General features: G+C 54.2%; 23 protein-coding genes and 1 tRNA gene. 12 read left to right on the top strand and 12 right to left on the bottom strand.

The genetic code is table 11. The features are described 5' to 3' along the window. The 3 genes from KKG35_07680 to KKG35_07670 form a co-directional block, all read right to left on the bottom strand. Positions 1 to 1173: a homoserine O-acetyltransferase gene (locus KKG35_07680; GenBank protein MBU1738009.1), complete on the bottom strand. Its 1173-nt coding sequence runs from the start codon at positions 1171 to 1173 to the stop codon at positions 1 to 3. 178 nt (positions 1174 to 1351) lie between these two features. After that, entirely contained in the window at positions 1352 to 2632 is a 1281-nt protein-coding gene (locus tag KKG35_07675; GenBank protein MBU1738008.1) for an aminotransferase class I/II-fold pyridoxal phosphate-dependent enzyme, read from the bottom strand. A 78-nt stretch (positions 2633 to 2710) separates the two neighbouring features. Next, positions 2711 to 3085: a helix-turn-helix transcriptional regulator gene (locus tag KKG35_07670; protein MBU1738007.1), complete on the bottom strand. Its 375-nt coding sequence runs from the start codon at positions 3083 to 3085 to the stop codon at positions 2711 to 2713. Between the two features lie 274 nt (positions 3086 to 3359). Between KKG35_07670 and clpB the strand changes: the two genes are divergently transcribed. From clpB to KKG35_07655, 3 genes are all read left to right on the top strand, one after another. Continuing rightward, a complete protein-coding gene (gene clpB, locus KKG35_07665; protein MBU1738006.1) occupies positions 3360 to 5954 on the top strand; it encodes an ATP-dependent chaperone ClpB in 2595 nt (864 codons plus the stop codon). A gap of 8 nt (positions 5955 to 5962) precedes the next feature. Then, the gene (locus KKG35_07660) at positions 5963 to 6556 is read left to right on the top strand and encodes a C-GCAxxG-C-C family protein (GenBank protein ID MBU1738005.1); all 594 of its coding nucleotides are present in this window, start codon (positions 5963 to 5965) and stop codon (positions 6554 to 6556) included. A gap of 154 nt (positions 6557 to 6710) precedes the next feature. Continuing rightward, the gene (locus tag KKG35_07655; GenBank protein ID MBU1738004.1) at positions 6711 to 7190 is read left to right on the top strand and encodes a PilZ domain-containing protein; all 480 of its coding nucleotides are present in this window, start codon (positions 6711 to 6713) and stop codon (positions 7188 to 7190) included. Positions 7191 to 7199: 9 nt separating this feature from the next. On the opposite strand, the gene asnS is transcribed toward KKG35_07655, so the two are convergent. After that, complete coding sequence (asnS, locus tag KKG35_07650) at positions 7200 to 8576, bottom strand: asparagine--tRNA ligase (GenBank protein MBU1738003.1); 1377 nt, start codon at positions 8574 to 8576, stop codon at positions 7200 to 7202. Positions 8577 to 8752: 176 nt separating this feature from the next. Here asnS and KKG35_07645 point away from each other — a divergent pair, with 176 nt between their 5' ends. The 3 genes from KKG35_07645 (at position 8753) to KKG35_07635 (ending at position 11697) form a co-directional block, all read left to right on the top strand. Continuing rightward, positions 8753 to 9313 carry an isochorismatase family protein gene (locus KKG35_07645; GenBank protein ID MBU1738002.1) on the top strand — a complete coding sequence of 187 codons (561 nt, stop codon included), beginning with the start codon at positions 8753 to 8755 and terminating at the stop codon, positions 9311 to 9313. Between the two features lie 374 nt (positions 9314 to 9687). Further along, positions 9688 to 10074, top strand: a complete 387-nt coding sequence (locus tag KKG35_07640; GenBank protein MBU1738001.1) for a PilZ domain-containing protein — start codon at positions 9688 to 9690, stop codon at positions 10072 to 10074. Between the two features lie 63 nt (positions 10075 to 10137). After that, positions 10138 to 11697 carry a protein phosphatase CheZ gene (locus KKG35_07635; GenBank protein MBU1738000.1) on the top strand — a complete coding sequence of 520 codons (1560 nt, stop codon included), beginning with the start codon at positions 10138 to 10140 and terminating at the stop codon, positions 11695 to 11697. A 147-nt stretch (positions 11698 to 11844) separates the two neighbouring features. Here the strand turns inward: KKG35_07635 and KKG35_07630 are convergent. Further along, positions 11845 to 11920 (bottom strand) — tRNA-Cys (locus KKG35_07630). Positions 11921 to 11995: 75 nt separating this feature from the next. Between KKG35_07630 and rnc the strand changes: the two genes are divergently transcribed. Together rnc and KKG35_07620 are read left to right on the top strand one after the other, a co-directional pair. After that, complete coding sequence (gene rnc / locus KKG35_07625; protein MBU1737999.1) at positions 11996 to 12736, top strand: ribonuclease III; 741 nt, start codon at positions 11996 to 11998, stop codon at positions 12734 to 12736. 15 nt (positions 12737 to 12751) lie between these two features. After that, positions 12752 to 13768, top strand: a complete 1017-nt coding sequence (locus tag KKG35_07620) for a radical SAM protein (GenBank protein MBU1737998.1) — start codon at positions 12752 to 12754, stop codon at positions 13766 to 13768. Between the two features lie 70 nt (positions 13769 to 13838). Here the strand turns inward: KKG35_07620 and KKG35_07615 are convergent, their stop codons facing one another. The 6 genes from KKG35_07615 to KKG35_07590 form a co-directional block, all read right to left on the bottom strand. Further along, the gene (locus KKG35_07615) at positions 13839 to 14654 is read right to left on the bottom strand and encodes a ZIP family metal transporter (protein ID MBU1737997.1); all 816 of its coding nucleotides are present in this window, start codon (positions 14652 to 14654) and stop codon (positions 13839 to 13841) included. 189 nt (positions 14655 to 14843) lie between these two features. Then, positions 14844 to 15506 carry a hypothetical protein gene (locus tag KKG35_07610; protein ID MBU1737996.1) on the bottom strand — a complete coding sequence of 221 codons (663 nt, stop codon included), beginning with the start codon at positions 15504 to 15506 and terminating at the stop codon, positions 14844 to 14846. Positions 15507 to 15615: 109 nt separating this feature from the next. Continuing rightward, positions 15616 to 16578 (bottom strand): tRNA 5-methoxyuridine(34)/uridine 5-oxyacetic acid(34) synthase CmoB, encoded by a 963-nt coding sequence (gene cmoB, locus KKG35_07605; protein MBU1737995.1) that lies wholly within the window; start codon positions 16576 to 16578, stop codon positions 15616 to 15618. 10 nt (positions 16579 to 16588) lie between these two features. Further along, the gene (cmoA, locus tag KKG35_07600) at positions 16589 to 17314 is read right to left on the bottom strand and encodes a carboxy-S-adenosyl-L-methionine synthase CmoA (protein MBU1737994.1); all 726 of its coding nucleotides are present in this window, start codon (positions 17312 to 17314) and stop codon (positions 16589 to 16591) included. 1 nt (position 17315) lies between these two features. Next, positions 17316 to 17642: a YhbY family RNA-binding protein gene (locus tag KKG35_07595; GenBank protein MBU1737993.1), complete on the bottom strand. Its 327-nt coding sequence runs from the start codon at positions 17640 to 17642 to the stop codon at positions 17316 to 17318. Between the two features lie 39 nt (positions 17643 to 17681). Further along, a complete protein-coding gene (locus tag KKG35_07590) occupies positions 17682 to 18881 on the bottom strand; it encodes a TraB/GumN family protein (GenBank protein MBU1737992.1) in 1200 nt (399 codons plus the stop codon). 429 nt (positions 18882 to 19310) lie between these two features. Here KKG35_07590 and KKG35_07585 point away from each other — a divergent pair, with 429 nt between their 5' ends. Continuing rightward, positions 19311 to 19712 carry a cytochrome c gene (locus KKG35_07585; GenBank protein ID MBU1737991.1) on the top strand — a complete coding sequence of 134 codons (402 nt, stop codon included), beginning with the start codon at positions 19311 to 19313 and terminating at the stop codon, positions 19710 to 19712. A gap of 215 nt (positions 19713 to 19927) precedes the next feature. On the opposite strand, the gene KKG35_07580 is transcribed toward KKG35_07585, so the two are convergent. After that, the gene (locus KKG35_07580) at positions 19928 to 20416 is read right to left on the bottom strand and encodes an 8-oxo-dGTP diphosphatase (GenBank protein ID MBU1737990.1); all 489 of its coding nucleotides are present in this window, start codon (positions 20414 to 20416) and stop codon (positions 19928 to 19930) included. Between the two features lie 165 nt (positions 20417 to 20581). On the opposite strand from KKG35_07580, the gene KKG35_07575 reads away from it, so the two are divergent. The 3 genes from KKG35_07575 to KKG35_07565 form a co-directional block, all read left to right on the top strand. After that, positions 20582 to 21604 carry a diguanylate cyclase gene (locus tag KKG35_07575; protein MBU1737989.1) on the top strand — a complete coding sequence of 341 codons (1023 nt, stop codon included), beginning with the start codon at positions 20582 to 20584 and terminating at the stop codon, positions 21602 to 21604. Positions 21605 to 21869: 265 nt separating this feature from the next. Beyond that, positions 21870 to 22382, top strand: coding sequence for a chemotaxis protein CheW (locus KKG35_07570; GenBank protein MBU1737988.1), 513 nt, complete (start codon positions 21870 to 21872; stop codon positions 22380 to 22382). A 167-nt stretch (positions 22383 to 22549) separates the two neighbouring features. After that, positions 22550 to 24480, top strand: a 1931-nt coding sequence (locus KKG35_07565; GenBank protein MBU1737987.1) for a transglycosylase SLT domain-containing protein, incomplete at its 3' end; no start/stop codon positions are given.

Below are 24480 nucleotides of genomic sequence, written 5' to 3'. Positions count from 1 at the left end.
TTATTTTCGCTCATGGCGGGCCACCCGTTCAAGAAAGCTGCGGATCAGTCTGGAGAGCCGGTCGTTCGGCAGCAGGAACGCATCGTGCCCGCATTCGGCGGTGATTTCGCAGAAACTCACATCGAGGCCGTTTTTTTTCATTGCTTTGACCATCGCCTTCGACTGATAGGTGGGGTAGAGCCAGTCGGAGGTGAATGAGACCACCAGGAATTTGGCCCGGGCCCGCGAGAAGGCCTCGATTTCAGAACCTCCGCCATGCTGGGCGCTGAGGTCGAAATAATCGGCGGCCTTGGTGATGTAGAGGAAGGAGTTGGCATCAAAGCGCTGGACAAATTTTGCACCCTGATACCGAAGGTAGCTTTCAACCTGAAAATCCACATCGAAGTTAAAGGAAAAGTCGCTGCGGTTCTGCAGCCTTCTGCCGAATTTGTTGCGCATGGCCTCATCGGAAAGATAGGTGACGTGACCGACCATTCTCGCCACCGCCAGGCCGAGATCGGGTTTGGGCCCGTCGTAATAGGCGCCCTTGTTCCAGTTCGGATCGGTCATGATCGCCTGCCTGCCGATCTCGTTGAAGGCGATGGCAAGGGCCGAGTGGCGGGTGGTGGTGGCAAGCGGTACCGCCGAGGCCAGCATCTCCGGATACCTGACACTCCATTCCAGGACCTGCATTCCGCCAATGGAGCCGCCGATCACCGACAGGAGTTTTTCGACCCCCAGGTGGTCGATCAGTCGCTTCTGCGCCTTGACCATATCACCAATGGTGACGACCGGAAACTGCAGTCCATACTGGCAGCCGGTCGAGGGATTGATGGAGGAAGGGCCGCTCGTGCCCATGCAGCCGCCGAGCACATTGGAGCAGATCACGAAGTATTTGTCGGTATCAATCCCCTTGCCCGGTCCGATCATGATATCCCACCAGCCCGGCTTGGGATCCTTTGCGGTGTAACAGCCGGCCATGTGTGAGTCGCCGGACAGGGCGTGGGTTACGAGAATGGCATTATCTTTTTTACGGCTCAGGGTCCCCAAGGTCTCGTAGGCGATGGTCAGCGGGCCGATCGAAGAGCCGCTCTCCAGGGTAAGCCCGTTCTCCCGGCTGCCGAAGGTGAAATACTTCTTTTCGGTCAGTCCCGCCGAAGTACTTCCTGGGTCGTGTTCGATATATTCGCTCATAGGGAAGAAAGTGAGAAGTGAAGGGTGAAGAGTGAAGAGTTGTGGTGATTTACGATCAGATGATATTGTTCTTCAGGCGTCATAGCTTTCTTTGCACGCTTCAGGTTAAAGGATTTCTGCCGAAACCTCATCGTTTTCTGTTCTGATTAGAATACTTCCACAACTTGAAACTTAAAACTTATAACTTAAAACTTTTTTTGTCCGATAACCGGTCCAGGGCCTGGCCCAGGTCGCGGCAGATGTCCTTGACGGATTCGATTCCAACCGAGAGCCTTACAAGATCGGAGGTAATGGACAGCATCCGGCGTGTTTCCTCGGGAAAAGAAAGGTACTGGGAGGAGTATGGATGAATGACCAGGCTTTTGCAATCGCCCAGATTTGCCAGATGGTAAATCAGCTCCAGGTTGTTGATGAATTGGAAACATTGTTCCTGGTCGGCGAGGCCGAAGGACAGGACGCCGCCGAAGCCAAGACCGCCGAACTGACTGACTGCCGTCCTGTGGGAAGGGCTGTCACCGAGCCCCGAGTACTTGATCCACTTTACTTCCGGCCGGCCTTGCAGGAATTCTGCAACCTTCAGGCAGTTTTTCAGATGCCGTTCCATTCTAAGCGCCAGGGTGTCGAGGCCGAGCATGGTCAGGTACGCATGAAGTGGGGCCTGGGTGGTTCCGAAATTGATGTGATGCTCCCGCCATACCTTGTCGAGGTAGGCGAGTGCTCCTTTGCGGTCGATGAATGGTTTCAGGTCGGGGAAACGTTCCCCGGTCCAGTCGAACCTGCCGCTGTCGATCACCACCCCGCCCGAGGCATCGCCATGCCCGCTCAGGTACTTGGTGGTGGAGTGAATGACAATATCTGCGCCAAGCTCAATCGGGCGGCAGAGGTACGGGGTGGCGAGGGTGTTGTCGACCAGCAGCGGCAGGCCGTGCCGATGCGCGATCTCCGCCGCTTTGGCGAGGTCGGGGACGTCCATCTTCGGATTGCCGATGGTCTCAAGGTAGACAAACCTGGTTTTCTCGTTGATGGCCTGTTCGATGGCGGTGAGATCGGTTGATTCGACAAAGCGGGCGGTGATGTCGTACTTCTTGAAAATATTGGCGAACAGAACGTAGGTCGACATAAAAAGAGAGTTGCCGGTGACGAACTCATCTCCTGCGCGGAGCAGTGCCAAACAGGCGTTGGTGATTGCGGCCATTCCCGAGGCCATGACCACTGCGGCCGCCCCGCCTTCCAGGGAGGCAAGCTTTTCCTCCAGAACCCGGTTGGTCGGGTTTGTCAGGCGCATATAGATGTGGTCCCTGGTTTTTCCGCCGAAGGTGTCGCTTAAATTTTCCGCAGTAGGATGGGCGTGGGACGCCGACTGGAAGATCGGCGGCAGAGTGGCGCCCTCCCAATCGGCAGGCTTCTGGCCGGCATGGATCACCCGGGTTGCGAAATCGAGTTCTGGCTTATCTGACATGACTGTTCTCCATAATGATCACAGGGTCTTTTCCGGGACCGAAGTGTCCTGATCTCTGTTGTATAAAAAAAGGGGGGGTTAGAGCAAGTCGGAAAGCACTTCGCAGGATCGGCAGATCTTCATCTTTTCCTGCCAGTTCTTTCGGGACTGACATTCACAGATGGTGCCGTTGATGAACCAGCAGAGTTTGCCGGCCTGGAACTCCCATGCAGGACAATGTTTGCGACGTTGCGGGGGACACTTTTTAATCGTCCAGCAGGGCTTGAGGTTGGATTCGTTTTCCCGGGTTCTGGAGAGCAGGAAAAAAACCTGCCTTTCGACATGGGCCGGAATTTTACGCCACCCCTGTTCGTAGCTGTGGACAGCCTTGATCGAGATGCCCAGCAGTTCCGCCAGTTGTTTCTGCGTTTTGTCCAGAGCTTTGCGAGCTTTTAGGAATTCCTTGCTGTCCACTGATTTCTCCCCGGTCATTTTCTAACATTTACTCGTCACATTTTACAAAAATAACATAAAATACCACGGAGTGGTACAAAAAAATAGCCCGCAGTTGTTGATTCTGTTTTTTTTGGCGGGGGGATGGGATGAAGGCATATAATTCCTGGTTACTTGACAGTATAAGGGGGCCGGCTTACTTTTTTGTTGCGAGTTTTCAGAGGGAGAGGCCGCGAGATACGGTTTATCTGTAAAATATCCCGAAAAAGATACCTTTTGCATGGAGGGAATAAACGTGCAGCTCGACAAATTTACCCATAAATCCCAGGCGGTCATCCAGAACGCCCAGAACCTTGCCTATGAGAAAGGGCACCAGGAGATTCATCCCGAGCATCTTCTGACCAAAATGCTGGTCGAACCCGACGCGATTATCGTGCCCATCCTGCAGAAGATCGGCGTTGATCCGGGAGAAATCATCCGCGGCACTGCGGAATTGCTCGCGAGGCTACCCGCAGTCAGCGGCAGCGGCTTCGGCCAGGTTGTCCTTTCCGGTCAGTCCCAGAAAATCCTTGAGGGCTCTTTCCGGGTTGCCTCATCGATGCAGGATGAGTATGTCAGTCTGGAGCATATATTTCTGGCGATGCTTGAAGCAAAAGATGCCCGGGTTCACGAGCTTTTCAAGCGGCTGGGTCTTGAGCAGAAGACTTTTCTGAAGGCGCTGGCCGAGATCAGGGGCAGTCACCGGATCAGCGACCAGGATCCGGAAGGAAAGATCCAGGCCCTGGAGAAATACGCGAGAAACCTGACCAACGTGGCCCGGCAGGGCAAGCTTGATCCGGTGATCGGCCGGGACGATGAGGTTCGCAGGGTAATTCAGGTTCTGTCCCGCCGGACCAAGAACAACCCGGTCCTGATCGGGGAGCCCGGAGTAGGGAAGACCGCCATTGTGGAAGGTCTCGCCCAGCGGATCGTCAACGGTGATATCCCGGAATCACTCCGGAATAAGCAGGTCTATGCCCTGGACATGGGTTCGCTCATTGCGGGGGCAAAATACCGGGGTGAGTTTGAAGACCGGCTCAAGGCGGTCCTGAAGGAGGTCCAGGCAAGAGAAGGAGAGATCATTCTGTTCATTGATGAGATCCATACTCTGGTCGGCGCCGGTGCGGCCGAGGGGAGCATGGATGCCTCAAATATGTTGAAGCCTGCCCTCGCCCGCGGTGAACTGCACTGTGTCGGCGCGACGACTCTCAATGAGTATCGGAAGTATATAGAAAAAGACTCGGCTCTGGAAAGGCGTTTCCAGCAGGTGCTGGTCCAGGAGCCGACCGTGGAGGATACCATTGCCATTCTGCGGGGGATCAAGGAGAAGTATGAGGTGCATCACGGGGTGCGGATCCAGGATTCGGCCACAGTTGCCGCCGCCACTCTTTCCGATCGGTATATCACCGACCGGTTTCTGCCCGACAAGGCGATCGACCTGATCGATGAAGCGGCCTCCCGGCTCAGGATCGAGATCGACAGCATGCCGACCGAAATCGATGAGATCGATCGCCAGCGGATCAAGCTCGAAATCGAAAGAGCGGCCCTGAAGAAGGAAAAGGACGCCCTTTCCCGGGAGCGGCTGGCCAAGGTTGAAAAAGAGCTCGCCGACATCAATGAGAACCTGAACAGCATGAAAGGTCACTGGCAGCTGGAGAAGGATTCCATCCAGCAGATTCGGGCGATCAAGCAGCAGATCGATGAACTGCGGAGCGAGGAGCAGCTTGCTCTCCGGCGGGGCGATCTCGGCAAGGCCGGGGAGCTTGCTCACAGCCGGATTCCTGCCCTGGAAAGAGACCTGGCCGGCAAGAGCGAACAGCTGGCAGGGATTCAGAAAGACCGGCAGATGCTGAAGGAAGAGGTCAGCGAAGAAGATGTGGCCGGGGTGGTCGCGAAATGGACCGGGATTCCCATGGACAACCTGCTGGCCGGCGAGAAGGAACGGCTGGTCAGCGCCGAGGAACGTCTGGGCAGAAGGGTTGTCGGTCAGCAGGAGGCGATAAAGTCGGTAGCCAATGCGGTCAGAAGGGCCAGGGCGGGCCTCCAGGACCCGGATCGGCCCCTGGGCTCATTTCTCTTTCTTGGTCCGACCGGGGTCGGCAAGACCGAGCTCGCCCGGACTCTTGCGGCCTTTCTCTTTAATTCCGAGAACGCGATGATCCGGCTCGACATGTCGGAATTCATGGAAAAGCATTCCGTTTCCAGGCTGATCGGCGCTCCTCCCGGGTATGTGGGATATGATGAAGGCGGCTATCTTACCGAAGCGGTCCGCCGCCGGCCATACTCGGTGGTGCTGTTCGACGAGATCGAAAAAGCGCACCCCGATGTGTTCAACGCCCTGCTGCAGATTCTTGACGACGGGCGGCTCACCGACGGCCAGGGGCGGACGGTTGATTTCAAGAATACCATCCTGATCATGACCTCGAATCTCGGCAGCCAGATGATCATGGAACTTGGCGAAGAGAGAAGGGGTGAGGCCAGAACGATGGTGGACCAGATTCTCCAGCAACATTTCAAGCCGGAGTTCCTGAACCGGGTGGACGAAACGATCATCTTTCACAGTCTCGGCAAGGAGGAACTGGCCAGGATAGTCGATATCCAGCTTGAGACCCTCAAGAAACGGCTGGCAGGGCAGAAATTTTCCCTGAATCTTACGCCTGCCGCCCGTGACTTCCTGATTGAGGTCGGTTATGATCCCGCCTTCGGGGCTCGACCCCTGAAAAGGGCGATCCAGCGATATCTGCAGGACCATCTCGCCCTGCGGATTCTCGAGGGGCGATTTGCCCCGGGAGATGTGATCACGGTTGACCGGAAGGGTGAAGGCCTGGAGTTCAGTAAAGAGGGTGCATGAGAGTCGGGATGTTTGGATTTAAAAAAAAACAGTCAGCTAACGAATCAACCGGGGAGGTGCTCTCCAGTGAAGAAATTGCGAGGCTTGCCGGGTTACGGGCGGAGAATCTTTTTTCTGCCCATGGTTTAAGCTGTTCCGAAGCCAACCTGCTTGTTCTGAATCACGGGTTCGGTGGAAAATTATCAACTGAAACCGTGATCAATCTCGGGAGCGGATTCGGGGGTGGAGTAGGGGACATGGGTTCCACCTGCGGCGCCCTGTCCGGGGTTGTGCTGGGCATTGGCCTGTATCTCGGACCGGGCTGTGATGGAGGACTCGGCAGGAAGAAATTCCGGGCCCTCATCGGAAAATTCCTTACCGATTTCAAGGAAACCGCCGGCACGGTTCATTGCCGGGAGCTGATTGCGGATTTCAGGAAAAACAGGAAGGAGAGGAGCTCTTTTTGCGGTAATCTTACCGGCAAGTGCGCGGAGCAGGCGGTCAGGCTGCTGCTTCTTCACCGGCCGGAGCTGGCCGCGGCTGCGGATCTGGAATTTCTGCAGGGGAGAGATTCCCGTCTCAAGGCGCTGGTCGGGAGGATATTGCCAGGCCTGGTCGATTGAAGCCTGATCCCCGCTCTTTTCCGAAGAGAGAAGAGAAAGAAGTTGATAAATACGATTATTTAGTTAAATAAAGTAGTTAGCTTCATTGAGAGTGGATTGGGACAATCAGAAGAATCGTCAGGAACCCTGAGATGGTTTGCAGGAGAAGAATTGTATGGCCGACTCAAAGGATACCCAGAAAGTATATGTCAATCAGGAAGGCGTCGCCGTATTGAAATGCCCTTTCTGTGATGCGGTCAAAACGACCACTGTGGAAAAGTTCAAGGGCTCCAGGCATATTCTGAAAGTCAAGTGTACCTGCAAGCAGAACTTCATGGTGGAACTTGAGTTTCGCAAGGCATACCGGAAAGACATCAAACTCGCCGGAGAGTATATTTATCTGGCCAATCCCGGCGTCAGGGGCAGGATGCTGGTCGTCAACATCTCCAAAACCGGAATCGGTTTTCAAACTATGGGGGTCGGTAAAATCCGGGAAGGGCATGAACTCCAGATCGTCTTCAACCTCGACGACAAGCACAACTCACTGATCGACAAAAAGGTTGTGGTCCGGCTGGTCAACAATAATTATATCGGTTGCGAGTTTACCGAAACTTCCGTCCATGACAAGGCCATGGGTTTTTACCTGATGGTGTAGTCTGTTTTCCTAGTAGTCGGCATTGCCCGGGGTTCTTGGAAATGGGATCACGTCCCTGATGTTGGTCATCCCGGTAACAAATTGCACAATTCTCTCAAATCCCGCTCCGAAACCTGCATGGGGGGCGGAACCATATCTCCTCAAATCCAGATACCAGTTGTATGCTGCGGTGTCGATTCCCTGGGCGGTCATTCTTGCCTGCAGCACTTCAAACCGCTCTTCACGCTGGCTGCCGCCGATAATCTCACCGATTTCCGGAAAAAGAATGTCCATGGCGGCAACGGTTCTGCCGTCGTCGTTGACCCGCATGTAAAACGGTTTGATGGCGGCCGGGTAACCGGTGACGATCAGCGGTTTTTTGAAGACCTCTTCGGTCAGAAACCGTTCGTGTTCGGATTGCAGATCATTCCCCCAGCTGACCGGAAAAGTGAATTCGCGGCCGCACTCTTCCAGGATTTTAACGGCCTCGGTGTAGGTGACCCTGGCGAAATCATGGTCCATCACCGAGGCAAGTCGCGCCTCAAGATTGACATCGACAAATCTGGTGAACAGCTCCAGATCCTCGGGGCAGGATGAAGTGATCTCCCTGATCAGGTGCTTGAGGAATTTTTCGGCAAGCTCCATGTCTCCTTCTAGGTCGCAGAAGGCGATCTCCGGTTCGATCATCCAGAACTCGGCGAGATGCCGGCTGGTGTTGGAGTTTTCGGCCCGGAAGGTCGGTCCGAAGGTGTAGACCCGGCCCAGGGCCATGGCGTAGGCTTCCGCTTCCAGCTGGCCGCTGACGGTCAGCCCGGCCTGTCTGCCGAAAAAATCATCTCCGTATGGGGCGGTGGTGTTCGCAGTCCGTCCCGGCTCAAGGGTGGTGACGGTAAACATCTCTCCCGCTCCCTCGCAGTCGCTGGTGGTGATAATCGGGGTGTGGATCTGGAAGAAACCCTGGTCGGCAAAGAAATTATGCACCGCATGGGACAGGCGGCTGCGGATGCGCATTACGGCACCGATGCTGTTGGTCCGTGGACGGAGATGGGCGATTTCTCTTAAAAATTCAAAGGAATGACGTTTTTTCTGCAGGGGGTAAGAGTCGGCGGGCGCCGGGCCGATGATTTCGCAACGGGTCGCGCGCAGTTCCACATCCTGGCCTTTGGCCGGTGATTCGGCAAGAAGCCCCGAGAACATCACGGAACAGCCGGTGGTGATATGTTTGATGGTGTTTCCGTAATCGGCGAGATGCTCCTCGCTTGCAATAATCTGCAGATTTCCGAGGCAGGAGCCGTCATTGACCTCAATGAACGAGAGGCCCCTGGTGTCTCTTCTGGTCCTGACCCAGCCTCTGACCTCCAGAGAGCTGCCTGCCGGTTTGTTTTTGAGTATGTCGCGAATGAGCATTGGTCGATGTCCTGCTGGTATGATAATGAAAACCGCATCAAAAAAATATCTTTCGGTCCGATAATTTATTGTTCCGGAAAATCAATCAAGTTATTCTGTTTTCCGGGAATGGTACCCAATGGAATATATAGTATTATTCAAGAATTCAAAGACAGGAAACAGTACCGAGGAAAAAAATGGTTGATCTCACTCCCTTGCGACCGGAAAAATGTGCCCTGATGGTGGTTGATATCCAGGAGCGTCTGATGCGGGTCATCAACGACAAGGAACGGGTTGCCGTAAACGCTTCCCTGCTGGTCAAGGCGGCCAATGTTCTCGGTATCCCGGTGGTTGCCACAACCCAGTATGCGGCCAGGATCGGGGAACTGGTCCCGGAAGTGACGGCCGATTTCAACAACGTTGTTCCCCTCGACAAGATGGAGTTCAACTGCTTCGCAAACGATTCAATCAGAGCGGCGGTCAAGGGTCTTGGCGGAGAGATCAACACGCTGTTGATCTGCGGTGTCGAGACCCACATCTGTGTTTATCAGACGGTGCAGGGGGCGCTTGCGGATGGCTATAAGGTCTGGGTTCCGGCGGATGCGGTGTCCTCCCGCACCGAAGCAAACCGGCAGACAGGGCTGGCGAGGATAGCCGAGATGGGCGCCACGGTGGCCAATACCGAAATGATTATTTATGAGTTGCTCCATAAGGCCGGGACCCCCCAGTTCAAGGAACTTCTCCCCTTTCTGAAATAAACGGCATTTACTCTCCTGATCGCATGAATCAAGGATTCGGAACCAGTGCACTCCTGCTAGAAATCACTCCTGAAGATTGAAGGAAGAATCCAGGCCTACAACCAGATGACCTTCACAAGGGGATTTGATTCGGCAGCACTTTTCAGTGCGTCTTTCGCCCTGTTTTTTTGTAACGACCTGTCCTGCCTCACCATTCGGAACGGATAAAAAATCAAAAACAGTAAATATCTGGCTGTAATTTCAATTGCAAGTTGTGATAGCATATCATGTATGTGGTGCCGGAGTTGTTACGGAGCCCCGGATGTGAAGGGATTGTTAACGGAAATATTTATGGTCCGGGTTGACGTTGTCATGTTTTTGACACAAGGAGTGAGATGGTGAAGACAGAAGCAAAAGGCAATGGGTCTTTTGAAGAGAAGAGGCGATTCGATCGTCTGGACAAGAGCTTTTCCATGCGCTTCAAGGTGTTGTCGCCTGATCTGCTTCCTGTCGGTGAACTCGACAGGGTGGGCCGAGTTTGTGATATCGGCGCCGGCGGATTGAGGTTTACGACAGTCGGTACCCTCAATAAAAATGAGCAGCTCCTGATTTTATTGGAGTTTTCAGGATGGAAGGTCGATGGAGAAGAATGGATCCCTACGGGAAATCAGGCCGATCACGGAAAGCTGAAGGTTCTGGGCCGGGTCATGTGGTGTGGAGAAGTTGATTCTGCAGATCACGAGCAGGAAGTAGGAATCTGTTTTGTCGGCCGGATTTTCTAGGACCATTTTTTCTAACAGGGTCAGATATCTCGATTGAAAGTATAAAAAAAACAGGAGCAGGCAATGGCATCGAACAAACCGGAAATTAACCTGGAAATCTGCAACGGCACTTTCCGGATCCCGACTGACGAGGCAATTCTCAATATCACCGTTCTCGGCGACGGGGCCGGCAAGGTGACCAGTGTTGTGGAAAAGATCGTCGAGGTGGAACGGGGAATGCCTTTCCCTGAGACCCGGAGTGCGGTTGCCGGCGACGACTACTACAAGAAGATGTCGAACGATATCTATAATGATATCGGAATGTTGGCGAAGAGTTTGAGCAGCACCATGACCGATATCCCTGCCGAAGATCGGAAAGGCAAGAGGGCGGAACTTGACGAGGCGGGTGAAAAGATTGATGCCGCCAAAGCTAAGCTCAAAGAGATCGTCAACATGACCGAGAATGCCACCATGGAAATTCTCGATCAGGTGGAAAAAGTCCAGGATCAGACCATCGGGGTTCGGGAGCTGCTTCACTCCCTGAAAGATCACAAAGCCTTCGCCTCATCTTATAGCGAGGGAGATGAAGAGGCGCTTGTTGAAAATGCTGATCCGATTGGTGACGAGATAGCCGGGATCAGGGAGGAGCTCGAAAGGGCGAAAGTCCTTGCCGAATCAATGGGGGGTGGCGTTCTGAATGGCGCTGCCTCGGAGCCTCCCGCACCACCTGCAGCAGAGAAAAAGACCAGATACCTTTTTAATATCGATGTGATTTTTCAGACCATGTATGAGCTTTGCACCAATGAAACGGTCAAGGAACACATTACTGAAGCCAGGGGAAAGGCGGCCCAGATCATTGGAACCGATGTATTCATCGACCGGATCAGCGACAGGGTCAAGGGGATGGAGCCTGACACCGATAATTTTTTGGTGGTGCCTCTGTCAGACGTTCTGGGGCCGCTTGCGGAAGCATGCAATGATCGAAGTGTCCAGAACCTGATGAAAAATATGGACAAAAATCAGGGCTCGATCTTTCTTGACCAGAGTCTGCCTTTGGAAATGCCTGTCGTGGAAGAAAAAATCGGCTTGGCCAAACCTCAGGAGGATGTTCCGGAAGGGGACGGCATCTCAGCTTCCTCTGTTGTCTCACCACCAGGGGCCGAAGAGATCGCCGGGATTATCAACTCGGTGATCCCCAAGATTGACGCGCTTGCTGAAACAGCAAGGCGTGAATTCAAGGTGACGAACGGCTCCGGCAGTGTCATGACCCTTGAGGACCAGCAGGAAATATTCAGGCAGATAGAAGATGCCTTCAACCTGGTGAGCGGGATCACGGTGGACTCCTCCAAGATTACCGAGGTGTTGAGTTTCCAGGACCTTTCCGGGCAGCAGATCATGAAGATCATCAAGCTGTTGACCGATTTCCAGATCCAGCTGCTCGGGATTGTGGTCTCCTTCGGATCACAGTTGAAGCGCAAGGAGGAAAAACCGGCCATTTCCATTGAGGAGAGCAAGGCTCTTGCTCAGGAGGATGTTGACAAGTATCTGGAGAAGGTCGCCGCCAAAGATGGCGAGGAGGAGGATGGAGGCGGGATGCTCGATCAAGCCGCAGTGAATGAGATTCTGGAGGAGATGGGGTTTTAAAGCTTAAGTTGAGCAGCTTGCCTGCTCGTACCGATAAGCGAGCTTGCGAGACATCGAGACTTATGCCCGCAGGGTGAAAGCTGCAATCTTTCGTTTGCAGTGAGGCAAAAAAAAAGGCTGGTCGAAAGACCAGCCTTTTGTTATTTCTGGAGGCGGCGATCGGAGTCGAACCGATGAATAAAGGTTTTGCAGACCTCTGCCTTAGCCACTTGGCTACGCCGCCGTAATGATGAATGCGGCCCAATTCTAAACATAGATTGTTCTTTTTGACAAGAAGAAATATCAAGGTCTTTAGCGTATGGATTCACTCGCAGCTCTTGCCACGGAAAACAACACCCTCCTTGCCGAACTTGAAGAAAGACTCGACTATGTTTTCAGAAATCGACAGGTCCTGCAACTGGCTCTGGTCCACCGGTCGTTTTCCTTTGAAATGGCCGGCATGGAGGGAAATGACAACGAGAGGCTGGAATTCCTGGGTGATGCGGTGCTCGACCTGGCGATCAGCCAGATCCTCTACCGAGCCTATCCCGTGATGCGGGAAGGCGAGATGACCAGGTTGCGGGCCATGCTGGTCAAAGAGAGTCATCTTGCCGAATTGGCAGAAAGTCTCGACCTTGGGAGGTATCTCTTTCTCGGCAAGGGTGAGGACGCCTCTGCTGGCCGGACGAAACCCTCCATTCTCTCCAGCACCTACGAGGCAGTCATCGGTGCCATTTTCGATGACGGCGGCTTTGCGGATGTGTCGATCATCATTGAGCAGCATTTTTCAGGCAGAGTTGAAACCCAGAAAAAAGGAATGGGTTTGGCCGATGCCAAGAGCCGTCTCCAGGAGCTTACCCAGGAGCGGTATGGTGAAGCGCCGGAATATGTTCTGGAAAAGGAGGATGGACCTGACCATTGCAAGATGTTTACGATCTCGGTCAGGTTTCGCGGTGTGCTTCTTGCCACCGGCAAGGCCCGGAGCAAGAAGGAAGCTGAGCAGCAATCCGCCGCCGAGGCGATCCTGAAAATTGACGAGATCCCGATTCCGGAAACCTGATCAGAGATTCTTCCGATGCGCCCCCCTCTTATCATTCCCTTTTTCATAGCCCATCAGGGCTGTCCGCATCGCTGTGTATTCTGCAACCAGCGAAAGATTGCCGGCGCCGGTGACGTGGCTGTTTCCGGCAGTGCGGTTGCGACTGAAATCAAAAGGCGATTGCAGCAGCCAAGGCATCCCGGGCGGGGCAAGGTAGTGGTAGCGTTCTACGGCGGCAGTTTTACCGGTTTGACGGAAAAGCGGCAGCGCGAGCTTCTTGATGCGGTAAGTCCCTTTCTTGAAAACGGTGAGGTTTCCGGGATCAGGTTGTCGACCCGGCCTGATGCCATGGATTCCTGCATCGCGGCATTTCTTAAAGCGCGCGGGGTCTGCACTGTTGAGCTTGGTGTCCAGTCGATGGATGACCGGGTTCTGGCGGAATCGGGGCGGGGGCATACCGGAGCCGATTCTGAAAAGGCGATCCGTTGTGTCCGCGAGGCCGGTCTTGAGGTCGGGGTCCAACTCATGGCCGGGCTTCCCGGCCAGACCACCTCCGGCGCTCTGCGCAGTGCGGAACGGATCTCCTTTCTGGCTCCTGATCTGGTGCGAATCTACCCGGCGGTAGTATTAAAAGACAGCGAGCTTGCGGAGCGATACCGGTCCGCTGCCTACCGCCCGCTCTCACTGGCAAGGGCGGTTATTCTATGTGGGCGGATGCAGGAGATATTCCGGCACCGGGGGGTCAGGGTGGTCAGGACCGGATTGCAGGCTACGGACACCCTGGCTGGTGAGATTCTGGCAGGCCCCTATCATCCTGCCTTTGGTGAACTGGTGCAATCAAGAAACCTTTATCGCCGAGTGGTGAAACTGCTGCAGGACCCTTTACGGCCGACGACCGGGAAAATGATTGTTGCCGAGGCGGATCAGTCCGTGTTTCGGGGGGAGGGGAACAGCAATCTGAAACGACTTGCCGACAAGGGGCTTCTGGACGGGGTCGAACCGGTTTTTGAGAAAAATGCGATTCGTGGCGAAGTCACTTTTGTCGGCGGGTGAATTACAGACAGGCGTGTGTGCCGGTGTCTGTTCTGAGGTAGTTTTGGTTCCCTAAAGGTGGTGGGGCTGATCAGCCGAGAGCCACATCGAGAATCATCATCACCGAGAAACCAGTCATGGTTGCCATGGTCACCAGATCGATATGGGCATAATCTCGTTGTGACTCAGGGATCAGCTCCTCAACGACGACAAAAATCATTGCCCCGGCGGCAAAGCAGAGGGCGTAGGGGAGAATGTTCTGCATCCGGAGAACAAACAGCGCGCCGAGGACCCCGGCAATCGGTTCTACGATCCCGGAAGCCTGTCCCATGAGAAAGCTTTTCCATTTGCTCAGACCTTCTCTTCGCAGGGGAAGCGAAACCGCCGTGCCTTCGGGAAAATTCTGGATGCCGATGCCGATTGCCAGAGCGATCGCCCCGCCGATGGTTGCGGAGGGAAGGTCGGCCGCAACCGCACCGAAAGCCACCCCGACCGCCAGGCCCTCGGGGATATTGTGCAGGGTGATGGCGAGCACCAGCAGGGTGCTGCGCTGCCAGGAGGTTTTTATCCCCTCTTTTTTATCGATGCTCAGACCCGGATGAAGGTGGGGAAGTAAGGTGTCGGTAAGGCGCATGAAAATGCCGCCCCCCATAAAGCCGATGACTGCGGTCAGCCACGGGATGTGCCCCAGATGCTCCGCCATCTGGATACCCGGAGCGAGGAGAGACCAGAAGCTTGCGGCAATCATGACCCCTGCCGCAAAGCCAAGCATGGCGTCCATGAGTTTTTTGTTTAACGCCCGGGTGAAAAAAACAAGTGCGGCGCCGGCGGCGGTGACCCCCCAGGTGAACAGGGTGGCCAGGAAAGCCTGGGTGACGGGATTGAGTTGGAGAATAAAATCAATCATCATTGTTCCTGTTGGTAAGGATCCGGCCGGGGGTCACGGCAAATGTTTAAAAGATGCACATACCTGTTTTTTTGCTGGAAGAAAAAGGTGCTGGTTCATTCATGATCTTACCACTGTTGCCGAAGAAGAACGTTCCTGGTGAGAAGAGCCCGCGTGAGAGTCCGGCCGGGATGGCCGGAGGGAGACCTGTTAAAATAATTTGATGAAAACGGCGTGAAGGTCTTTGAGGGTGTCGAGGCCTTCTTCGATCTTTTTCTGTTCACCGTTTTCGGCAGCTTTTCTGGTGCGGTAACAGGTCAGGATAAAGGTTTCAAGATCCTCTCCCTTGACACCGTGTGATTCGAGCTGCTTGTCAAATGATTCGATGAATTCGCTCACCTCAACCATCTCGGCGGCGACATTTTTGTAGTCGTTTTTCTCGGCGGCTTCGACTGCCTCATCGAGGTATTTTCCCGTGATTCCGAGAAAAAACGGGGTCTTGAACGCATAGTAGTCGGTCAGGATGAAATATGCTTTCTGGGCATCGATATAGCCTTCTTCGGCAAGTTCGTAATGCCGGCCTTCGATACTCTCTTTCAGGTTCATAAATTTCATTCTGAACGTATTCAGATCTTTACGGTCGGTGTTCTGGCGCAGGTTGGGGAGAATCACCCCGATCAGCGAATTGGCCTTGTTGAGATGTTCAAGGGCTTCGTTCCAGTTTTTCGCCTCAAAGGACTCTTCCAGATCACTGAAATGGGTGGCGATTTCGGTGAGTTCGGGCGGTGGGGCCGGCCGGTCGGTGTTATTTGCGCAAAGGCCGTAAGTCGGGAAGAGAAAAAGCAACATCGCAAAAATGTGGATGAATTTCATGGCTCCCCCGTGAGCAAGTATGTTCGTGAAAACATGAAGATTTTTTAATATATATTTTTATCCGGCCTAATGCAATCAGTTCTTGATGATCGGGTTGACCCTCTGCGGATCATCCGTGATTGACGGCTTTGACGAAAATCCGCAATGGGGCGGGGTAGCCTTCAATGGTCTGAGACGGGTTCTGCGGGTCGATAAAATCGTTGTAGGATTCAAAGGTCATCCAGTCGGTGCGGCGTTGTTCGGAGCTGTTCATGGGATGAGTATAGAATATCTCCACGTCGGAATATCCGGCGCGGCTCAGCCAGTTGGCAAGGCAAGTGGCGGTGGGGACAAAATAGATGCCGGGAACTTTGGCGTAGGTGGTTTCCGGGAACAGGGCAACGGGGTCATCGCCTGGGATCCCCTGCGATTCGACGATCAGGGCGCCGCCGGGCCGGAGCGCCTTTCTGGTTTCCTTCAACACCTCCACCGGCGAGATCCGGTGATAGAGAATGCCCATCATGAAAACCACGTCGAAGCAGTTGTCGAAGAGGCCGATCTCTTCCACCCCGAACATTTCACTGTAGAGATTCCCCTGTCGGGCCAGGCTGTTCAGGGTGCGGAAGGAAAAATGATGCTGCAGATGGGGTTCAAAGCCGAGAACCAGTCGGGGCTCATGGGCGGCCATCCGGAACATGTAATAACCGTTGTTGCAGCCGATATCGGCGATGATTTTCCCGGAAAGGTCGGGCAGGACCTGTTCGACTCTCTGCCACTTTCGCCCGCTTCGCCACTCGGCGTCGATCTGGGTGCCGAACACCTCAAACGGGCCCTTGCGCCAGGGCATGAAAGCGCGCATGGCCTGATAGACCTTTTCCCGGTCCTCTTGGTCAAGCTCTTCTTCTTTGCCTATGATCACTGTATCCCGGGTGAGGTCGAGGTGTTCGGCCCTGATGTGTTGGATCGATTCGAACGGGCGCCGGTAACGGGTGATTCCCTTCTTGGCGGAGGCGGTGATTGTGTCGTAGTCGGCGAGAAGTTTCCTGATCTCGGGGAGATGACTGGTGGTAAGGGCGGCAAGATAATCGCGCATGACTAGGGGCTCAGCTGGACTTAATGGCGATCATGGAGGAAAAGTTAAACCACTGGAAAAAGGTTTCGACGGTTTTAAAGCCGGCCCGGGAGAGCAGCTCGCGGTTCTCTTCAATGGAAAACGGGATCAGGACATTTTCCAGGGCCTCTCTTTTTCTGGCGATCTCTGTTTCCGAGTAACCGTTCCGGCGCTTGAAATCAAGATAGAAGTCGATATAGGCCCGGTTCAGTTCAGGACTCGCGGAAATAATTTTTTCACTTAAAATGAGGATTCCGCCGGGCCGGAGTGAGGCGTAAAGCTTTTTCACAAACCGGTCACGCAGAACCGGTCGGATGAACTGGAGGGTATAGTTCAGGATAATGGCGCCGCCATCGGCAATCTCAAGGTCGATGATATCCCCTTTCCGGAAGGTAAGGCGATTCTCCAGAGAAAACATCTCGGCCTTGTGGAGGGCCTTGCTGATCATGGCTTCCGAACTGTCGATGCCGATGAAGCGAAGGTCGGGAACAACGCAGTTTCGGGCAAGTTCCGCCAGGGTATTGCCGGTTGAAGAACCAAGGTCGTAAACCGTATCACCCGGGGCAAGTTCCCGGTTTAAGAGGCTCGTGATCATGGTGATTACCGTCTGGTAGCAGGGGACGGAGCGGGTAAGCATGTCGTCGAAGACATCGGCGACCTTGTCGTCGAACCGGAAGTCGCGATCCACCCCGTTATGCTGATAGATGTCATCTTTCATTTCAGGGGAGGGGGATGCGTTGGTCCTCGGGGAGATCGCGATTCCCCTTGTAGAGGGTGATGATCCGGCCCACCAGCTGGACCAGCGCCGCCCCTGTTTTATCGGCCAGCATCACGGCGGCCTCTTTACGGTCGTGGGGAAAGTTCTCCTGAACCTTGACCTTGATCAGCTCATGGGCGGCAAGCACCGCAAGGACCGATTTGACGACCTGATCGGTCAGCCCTTCACGGCCGAGCATGGCCTTCACGGTCAGATGGTGGCTGAGGCCGCGAAGAACCTTTTTCTGCCGGGAATTGAGGGGGGACTGTTTGATCATCTTTTTTGCCATTTTTGGATCCATTGCCGGTAACATCCGGCTCTTGAGATTTCAGACCAGGTTTGAAAAAATTTCATACCCGCCGACCCAGGTGCCGATGAAGCTGCCGAAACCGGGGAGGAGAAAGGCGAGGAAGACCCGCAGCAGCCGGTTTTTCCACCAGCCGGTAAAGGATGCCATATCCTGCATGGCCGTTTCAAATTCGCCGACCAGCGGCGGCTGGAATACAACCTGCAGGAAGGCGGTAACGTACCCTGCGCCGATGACCGGGGTCAGACTGGTGATCGGCGCGGCAACGAAGGCGCCGATGATGGTGAAGGGGTGGGCGAGAGCGATCGCTGCGCCTGCGGCCGAAGGAATACCGTTGGCCAGAATCCAGTAGAGGATGTTTGCGCCGGCAACACTGCCGCCCTTGCGCATGCCGATGGCGATTATAGAACCGATGATCGCCGCCGGAATCGACCAGCCGATGATTTTCCAGACCGGTGAAACCGGCGGGATCGAGTTGATCTCCTCCAGTTGTCCTGCGCGGTCTTCGGCAAGGCATTGTTTGATTCCCGCCACATGTCCGGCGCCGACCACGGCAACAAGGTGTTTGCCCGGACTGGCCTTGATCTTTTCGGCCAGAAAGGTGTCGCGTTCGTCGATCAGGACCCTTTTCAGCTCGGGCAGCGCCTCGCCCAGTTCCTGCATCAGCTCGGTGATCACATCGGAGCTGCGGAGTTCGGCGAGCTTCTCTTCACTGAGCTCCTGGGAGTTGTCGAACAGGCTTGCGACCAGACTTGCCAGCAGGTAGCTCTTTTTAAAAAGCGAGGTGGAGGCCCAGGCCCGACGCATGGTGATTCGGACATCGCGGTCGCAGAGATGGACCGGGATATTGAGTTCTTCGGCACAGCGGGACGCTTCCAGAAGTTCGGTGCCGGGGGTCACTCCGAGCTGGTCGCCGAGCTTTTTCTGGTAGGCGGCCAGGACCAGATTTGCCAGCAGGGTACTCAGCTGCTTGCGGTAGATGATCTCTTTCAGGTTCAGGTTGACCCAGCTCTTCCGCTTGGAGAGGGACTCGAATCTTTTTTCGTCAAGCTCGACGCAGACCGAGTCGGGGCGCTCCTCGGCGATGACTTTTCGGACCAGATCGGCGGAATTTTTTGAAACATGGGCGGTACCGATCAGGACGATCTTTCGACCGTCGTGTTCAAGGCGGTGGATATCGCTGGATTCCCGGGGGTGAATGATCTCTTTATCGTCTGGCATGTTATGAGGGTTGTTTAAGTTTGTTTGGAAGGGTTCTATATAAATGTTTACGTGTGATTGGTAAACAGCAAAATCAAAGAGATAGTGGTGGGTGAGCATTTTTTTGCCGTGCAGGAGCCTGAAATATCCGGAATGTAAAGTTGTCACATACTCTGTGGTTGCCTGCCTGAGTTGGATGGATGTATACTGAAAATAAAGTAAACAGTTAATTAGTTAAAAGATTGTGTTTATACCACATTGTAATACATGCGGGAATGTATTAATGTACATGGGTGTTCATACTGATCTAATTCGCCGGTCTCGTAAAAAGCCGCGAGGCGGCCGGACAGCGCCGTTTCCTCATTGATTCAGCGGTGGCAATCCGGACTGATCAGACTTTTTACGAGTCCATCAAATTTCGCTTTACCGAAAGGTAACGGAGGTGCAACGATGCTGAGGATCTTTTCCCTTTTTGCCCTGATCACCATGGTGTTTTCTTGTCTGCCTGGAAACACCATGGCAACCCCGAAAGAGCGGTACGATGAGGTGACCCAGACCTGCAGGTTTCTTGATTTTTACAACAGCGGCTGGGTGAGTGAAGGAAGCAAAATATTTACTCAGTCATGCAAGAACTGCCATTTTCAGGGAAACGACAAGGGAGCGCCGTTTCTGTACAGTGAATCAAAAACCATGAAAGGCTGGAACCGGGTCTTTGCCACCCGTTATCCGGCCTGTGCCGCGAGCGGCGCCTGGGATGGAATCAGCAAGGAAGATCTGATCAAGGTCAACGACTATCTCTTCAGGAATGCCGCCAACACCTATGATGCCAACGACGCTGATGATTGCGGGTGATAATATCTTACGCCCCCGGTCGGGGGCTTCGGATATTTTTAGAGAAGCATCGACTTCATCCCGGGGTTTCCGGCACATCGAAATATGGCCGAATACCCCGCTTCCTTTTTCCGCTTCGGTAAAGATCTGTGAGAGTATTGTCGAGCAGGTGTTTTATTCCGCTGAAGATTGATTATTCCGTGTTGGATATTGGCCATTCATTTTTCTTCCGCAGATTACACTCTCTGGTATTCCCAGCCCACCGGGCGGCCTTTACGGTACGGCATATAGCCATGAAAGATCCGGGGGTCATGGTCGAAGACCAGAGGCAGAAAAAAACGGTCGCCTTCCCACATCGGCAGATTTTTTAGGTCGGAAATATTGTGCCAGCCGAGAGTTCCCTCCTCGTTGCTGCTGCGCGGACAGCCGCTGAAGCTGTCGATCCTGAATATAAACCCCAGCCAGTCTTCTCCGGACGGCCCGAAACCTGTCCAGTTTATGGTGCCGCGAAGGGTGGTTTCCAGGCATTCGATCCCGGCTTCCTCCCTGATCTCTCTTTTCATACAGCTCATGATATCTTCACCCGGCATCATCTTGCCGCCCAGACCGTTGTACTTGTTGAAGTGATCATCACCGGCGCGGGCGTTCCGGTGGACAAGCAGGGTCTGCCGACGGTCGGGGGAGAGGATATAACCTAGGGATCCGATGATCGGTTGATAACTCATGGTTTTCCTTGCAATGAAGAAAAGTAAAAAAAAAAATCACGTCCTGTTGCTGCACTTCCTGCTTTATTGACACTGCTGGCGCCGCGCGGTACAATGGTCATTCTGCCGAAGGGGAAAGCATCCGCAGCGCATGGCAGGTTCCTGTCTACTATTACAGAGCTCTCAATGGTTCGAAAAGAAAAAAATATTCTGGTCGTCGATGACTCCGAGTCGATCCGTGGTCTGCTGGGTTCAATCCTGCACGGTGAGGGATATCAGAATATCAATTTCGCCGGATCGGCCGAAGAGGCTTTCAAGTTACTGGGTCTTGATTCCTCCGACCACAAATACCTCGATGTGGACATCATCCTGCTCGATATCGTCATGCCAGGCATGAGCGGGATCGAGGCGCTGAGGAAAATAAAGAGTATCGATTTTTTCGCGGATGTTCCGGTGGTGATGGTCACCAAGGTTTCCGAAATGAAAGTGCTTGAAGAGGCCTTTTCCGCCGGGGCCATGGATTATATCGTCAAACCGGCAGCCGAAACCGAATTCCTCTCCAGAGTCCGTTCCTTCCTGAAACTGAAGCATGAGATGGATGAGCGCAAGGCCCGGGAAAAGGAACTGCTTGAGGTGACCGATCAGCTCACCAGGGCCAACAATACTTTAAAGAGACTTTCCTATATCGACGGCCTGACCGGGGTCGGGAACCGCCGGTATTTCGATGAGCTGTTCGGCAAGGAATGGGGCAGGGCCCGGCGTGAATCGTGCCACATGGGACTGATCCTTCTGGATGTGGATTTCTTCAAGGTTTTTAACGATCAATACGGGCATCAGACCGGCGACGAATGTTTGAAGAAGGTGGCCCGGAAAATATCTTCCCAGCTGAAAAGACCGGTCGATTTTGTTGCCCGTTACGGAGGCGAAGAATTTGCGGTGGTTCTTCCTCAGACCGATCAGGCGGGGGTTCTTTTCGTGGCCGAGGCCATCCGGAAAGGGATCGCCGCAATTGATTTTCGGGATGAGCATGCAGAGAAAATCAAAGGGATTACGGTCAGTATGGGGGCGGGTTCGATCGTGCCCGGGAAGGGTCAGAGTGGTGATGATTTTCTGCAGGCTGTCGACAGCGCCCTCTACCAGGCGAAGAAGAACGGTCGTGACCGGGTTGAAATAATGACGGGGTTTGCCTCGCCGGAAAACGCAGAATGAAAATGAGACACGAAGTCTCCGCATGATTTCCTCGTCAGCACGGGGCTTTCAACCTCGATAAAAGACGCCCTGATTTGGATCACCTCATGGTTAAACCACCAACGTCTCTTCAGCTGGAGAGTTGATTCGTTCCCCATTTTTCCGCCGTCGTTCATTTTCTTCTTGCAGTTTGCACTTCCGATCCTGCTATAATCTTTTTTGTAACCAGGCTGAATTGTCACGGAGAGATTGAACGATCAGCGGTATCCACCAGGAGGAGCGGACCATGGGCAAAAAAGCAGCAGAGAATGAGAAAGTGGCCGGCAAGGGTCTTGAGGGGAAATATCTGACCTTTGATATCGGTTCGGAAGTTTATGGCATCAGTATCCTCAAGGTCAAGGAGATTATCGGCATCGGAAATCTCGAAATCCATGCGGTGCCGAATATTCCCGAGTATGCCAAGGGCGTGATCAATCTTCGTGACAAGGTGATCCCGATTATTTCCCTGCGGTTGCGGTTCGGGATGGAAGAAATCGAATATTCCGCCAGGACCTGCGTGGTGGTCGTTGAGATAGAACGGGGCAAGGGGCACCTGCAGATGGGGGTGGTTGTTGATTCTGTTTCCGAGGTCCTGAACGTCTCGGCACATGAGATAGAGGCCCCGCCACAATTCGGGACTTCGCTTGATACGGCTTTTATTCTCGGGATGGCCAAAGTCAAGGGGGATGTCAATATCCTGCTCGATATCGACAATGTCCTGACCAGGGAAGAGGTTGAGATCCTGGGTGATGCGGCCTGACGAAGGAACCTGAATGAGCACTCTGTTCTTTACGTCAAGGGCGTTATGATTTAGTATTGGTTATTATGTTTTCACGGATTCATCAATGGCTTTGCCGTACGGCTGCGCTCTCTTTTGTCGCAGCCGTTCTTGCGTCTTCTCTACTGCCCTCCATCTGCAGGGCGTCTGTGGACATCTTTCCCCTGTTCCCTGAAATAGCGCCCAATGTGGAGTTCTGGAAGAATATCTATTCCCGGTATGATCTTTCCCAGGGGGTCATCCATGACAAGAATGATCCGGGGATTGTGTATGAGGTTGTTTCTCTCGATCACCCCGACAGCTACAAGGCGCGCAAGAAGAACAACAGCAAGGTCGACCGGATCAGGAAAAACCTGCGCCAAATTCTCCTGAAGCTGGCCAGGGGCGGCACCCCCGCGACCTCCGAAGAGCGGAGGGTGCGGGATCTCTTCGGCGACAATGCAACCCGGGAGAGGTTTCGGGATGCTGCCGATGCGATCAGGGTCCAGCTGGGTCAGAAAGACCGGTTCCGGAACGGGGTGATCCGATCGGGGGCTTTTCTCAAGAGGATCAAGAAGATCTTCAGGGAGGAGGGCGTTCCCTCTGATCTGGCCTATCTCGCCCATGTGGAATCATCATACAACGTCAATGCCTACAGCAAATTCGGGGCAGCCGGGATCTGGCAGTTCACCCGCTCCACCGGAAAACTGTATATGAAGATTGATTACACCATCGATGAACGGCGGGATCCGATCATCGCCTCCCGGGCGGCAGCCCGTTTCCTGAAGGACAATTATCGTAAACTCGGCAGCTGGCCTCTGGCCATTACCGCATACAATCACGGCGTCGGCGGGATGACCAGGGCCCAGAAAAAGCATGGCGGCTATGAGGATGTTTTTCGTGATTTTGACGGCCGCGGCTTTGGTTTTGCGTCAAAGAATTTCTATTCCGAATTTCTGGCGGCCCGTGAAGTTGCCCGGGATTACCGGAAGTATTTCGGGGATCTTCCCCTCGACTCTCCCTGGCCGACGAGAGAGGTGAAAATGGATGGTTACGCCGATCCTGCGGCCCTCGCCGAGCATCTTGGGGTTGAACTGGGTTTGCTCCGGAAATATAATCCGGCTCTCCGGTCTCCGGTTTTTGAAGGGCAGAAATATATCCCCCGGGGATACTCTCTGCGCCTGCCGTCCGACTCGGCAGACCTGGTCCGGCTGGCTGCTGATCTGCCTGAAGATGTTTTCAGTGGAACCCAGAAGCGGAGCCTGTTCTACGAGGTCAGGCGCGGAGATACCGCAAGTTCGATTGCCAGGATGCATGGGGTGAGCCTGCAGGAACTGGTTCTTGCCAACCAGCTCAATCGAAGCGCAACCATTTATGCCGGGCAGAACCTGAGACTGCCGACTCTCGGCACCGAGATGGTCGTTTTGAGTAAATCCTACAAAACACTGGTTGCTGCCGAGAGTGGCGAGCCGTCGGCGGAGGTGACGGAAGTCGCGATGGTGGCCTTGCCGCCGGCGGAAGAAATAACTGTTCCGGATCAGGTCGAAGCTGAACCCGACCGACCGATCATCACCGCCGCCATGGAGGATATGGAGGAAGTTGCCCGGGGGCCTGAACTTGCCGGCAATCCGCCGCAGTCCGAGGAACTGGTCAGGGAAGGGGAAGGGGTTGCGCGGGACAACAGTGCCGGCGGACAGGATCTCATTTTCGGGATCCAGGAGTTTCTCTTCGCCGGCAACGGCAATTCCATCCAGCCGCCGCTTCTGGCCGAAGAAAACGGGACTCCGGAAGTTGCGGTGCAGGATGAGGATGGCGCTCTTTTCCTGATCGACATCAATCCCCAGGTGGTGACCGGACAGCTCCAGATCACCAGGGTGTATTCGAATAAGGGCGGGCTGTTCGGGGTGATCAAGGTCGAGGCCGAGGAAACACTCGGCCATTATGCGGACTGGCTCGGCATTCCCACCTGGAGGATCCGGAAGGAAAACCGTCTCCGCTACGGCAAGGCGATCATGGTCGGGCAGGAGATCAGGATCCCGTTGCGCAAAGGCGGGCAGGGCCTGTTCGAGGAGAAACGCTACGAATACCACAAGGAGCTGGT

This window comes from Pseudomonadota bacterium, from assembly GCA_018823285.1.
In the GTDB taxonomy this organism is placed as follows: domain Bacteria; phylum Desulfobacterota; class Desulfobulbia; order Desulfobulbales; family JAGXFP01; genus JAHJIQ01.
Note: the sequence above shows the minus strand (reverse complement) of the source record. Positions and strands in the feature narration are given on the sequence as shown.